Genomic DNA, 551 nt, shown 5'->3' with positions numbered 1-551 from the left:
AAACCAACCAGTTGGTCATTCGGCAGATGCTGAACAAAATGGGATTTGCCTGCGAGATCGCCGACAATGGCCGAGTCGCGCTTTCCATGCTGGAACAGGAGGGCTACGGCCTGCTTCTGAGCGACGTCAACATGCCGGAGATGGACGGCTATGCCCTGACCGGCGAGATCCGCCGGCGGGAGGCGGGCGGTGAAGGGGAGAGGGGCCAGGACCGGGCTCTGCCGATCATCGCGCTCACCGCCGATGCGCTTCCCGGCACCGAGGAAGCCTGCCTCGAGGCGGGGATGGACGGCTTCCTCACGAAACCGATCGACAGCCGGAAGCTCGGCCAGGTTCTGGCCCGGTTCCTGCCGCAGGCCCTGCCTCTCCGCCGGGCGGCTGACCAGCCCGTGGACGTGGCGGCGGAGCCCGCAATGGAGATCGACTGGGACCGGGACATCTTCGATCCGATGGTTTTAGGCGGCCCTGCGGGAGGCCTGGACCGGGAAGCGCGGGAGCTTCTCGCCAGTGCGGCGGAGAGCTGGCAGGGCAAGCTGGATGACATCGGCCGG

The 551-nt window shown here is 67.2% G+C and carries 1 protein-coding gene; it reads left to right on the top strand.

Features of this window, described 5'->3' with window-relative positions; all coding sequences use genetic code 11:
• Positions 1 to 11: 11 nt before the first annotated feature.
• Positions 12 to 551, top strand: a 540-nt coding sequence (locus tag JJ959_RS21305) for a response regulator (protein ID WP_292888500.1), incomplete at its 3' end; no start/stop codon positions are given.

This window comes from Nisaea sp. (assembly GCF_017640745.1).
In the GTDB taxonomy this organism is placed as follows: Bacteria; Pseudomonadota; Alphaproteobacteria; order Thalassobaculales; family Thalassobaculaceae; genus Nisaea.
This window is presented reverse-complemented; position numbering and strand designations above follow the sequence as displayed.